1 protein-coding gene and 1 pseudogene are annotated in these 2,078 nt (G+C 41.7%); both read left to right on the plus strand.

Annotation, left to right across the window (positions count from 1 at the left end; translation table 11 throughout):
- Nucleotides 1-400, plus strand: a 400-nt coding sequence (locus ACQ76X_RS35725) for a GBS Bsp-like repeat-containing protein (protein WP_438498638.1), incomplete at its 5' end; no start/stop codon positions are given.
- A 90-nt stretch (nt 401-490) separates the two neighbouring features.
- Nucleotides 491-2,078, plus strand: a pseudogene (locus ACQ76X_RS35730) (hypothetical protein); the annotation flags it as partial.

The following is a 2,078-nucleotide window of genomic DNA, read 5'->3' on the forward strand; positions in this document are numbered from 1 at the left end:
CATACCCTTTAGCGAATATAATTTCGAAACAGGAAACTATTCAACACACCTCTACTTTTTTGATCAATCTGGTAACATGCTTGGAGTCGGAGGAACGTCAGTTGCTGTTAAGGGAGGTGTAGGTGTATCCGGATCGAAAACAGCCAATATCTCGGCGGATTCATACGATGTTTTGATATACGGACTAGACCCTAATGTAAAACGTGTTCAGTTCCCTACCTGGACTTCTAATAAAGATCAGGATGACATTGAATGGATTGAAGGTGTAAAGGTTGCTCCTGGAGTCTGGAAAGCCACGGTAGTCTTTCAAAGGCATAACTCTGAAATGGGAAGCTATATTACGCATATCTATGCTGATAATCAATATGCCGGAGTCTGGACGTGCAACGTTAATCGTTAACAGATGACCGATCTAATGTAGAATAGGAAACCTGCACCTGTTAGAGCATGTGCAAGCTATATATTTCATTTTAATTTGGGAGAGATAGATATGAGTCGTAATTCTTTGTTCAATAAAGTTTCGCTTTTTCTATTGATTTTTATTTTAATCTTTGATAGTTTGGCCGGTGTTTCTAATGCTGCTGGCATAAGCAGTCAACAAAATACCATTATTAATAATGTGGAGACTCCTCGAAATATGGAAATCCAGGGCGGAGGACTCCTTAGTCCTTCTCCATCACCATCACCAACCTCTCATACGGATAGTGAAGTACTACCTGAATTCACACCCACACCCACATTGGCACCGACACCCACCTCCGAAATCTCGGCGCTCCCCCTAATCGCAGAGGGGAATGAAATTGCTGAGTCCAAGTCGAGTGCGGAAACCTTGGAGAATCAACCTGCTGAGGGTTATGATGTAATGTCTGAGCCAGATGTGAAGACCCTTTTTCAGAAATATTCGGCGCTTTACAATGACAAACAGGTGAACTTGGATCTGGAACAGATTCGACAATTATTTGCCTTAGGTGCTTCTATCTCCGATGTTTATGCCATTGCCTTGCTGCATGACATGTATAATGAAGATTCGCTCACACTATGGGAACTGAAGCAAAAATCCAAGGATAGCTGGCTAGAAATAGAGGATAAGCTCAAATTGGAAAACTCACTGTCTGTACCGGCCAAGGTAACTGATGGAGTGTACAAGGATGAAGAACGAACATCTTTACTATTGATGCCTAGAGTCACAGATGTGGTCTATGAGGAGCGTCCGCTGGTGTCATCGGATCAACCCAAGGTTAAGTACAGTGCATTGGTTTCGCTCAGCGGCACAATAGACGACGCGATGAGCGAGCTGGGGTTGAAGGATAAATATCAGAAATTTAATCAACAATTTTCTGACCAACAAAATACCTCAGAGAGCATCGATCCGATAACCGGAATGCTTACCTGGAGGAGCAACCAGATCAGTCTGCCGGGAAAAGATGGCTTGGATCTAAATCTCGGTGTGATCTATCAATCCAACGGAGCGAGTCAATTTTATCCTGCAACCATGTATGATCCTAGCGAAGGAAGAAGCATTAACACTGGGGCATGGGACGATGATCAACGTTATAACTATTTGGGCCTTGGATGGACATTTAATATACCTTCCTTTAAAGGAGATTATTATAATGACGGAAAAGGTGGTCAATATGAGTCCAAATTTATATTACCGACAGATGGATCTGATGCATACTATACACTTAAGGATTACCCTACGGGTGATGTAAGAATTACCCGCGGCAGTTCAGGCACTACTTTGGTGTTTCCAGACAAATCGAGAGAGTATTTTAATTCAGATATGATGATTCAAACAGACCGGTTTGGTAATACAATAACTTATTACTATAATTCCTACGGAAATGTGAATAGAATCGAGGATACATTAGGAAGAGTGATTAGCTTTGAATACAAGGCATATGGGTCCGGAACTCCATCTAATGAACCCAATGTAAGAGTAAGGGTTCTCGAAAACGGCTTACCGGTAAAAGAAGTTAAATATTTCCAGCAATCCTTAGGTTTTAATAATGCTACGGGTCTTATCCGGATTGAAGTCACCAATGATGAGAAAATACAATTTGAGTATGCCGAAAACG

It is taken from the genome of Paenibacillus sp. IHBB 3054 (genome assembly GCF_051594305.1).
Classification (GTDB): domain Bacteria; phylum Bacillota; class Bacilli; order Paenibacillales; family Paenibacillaceae; genus Paenibacillus_AQ.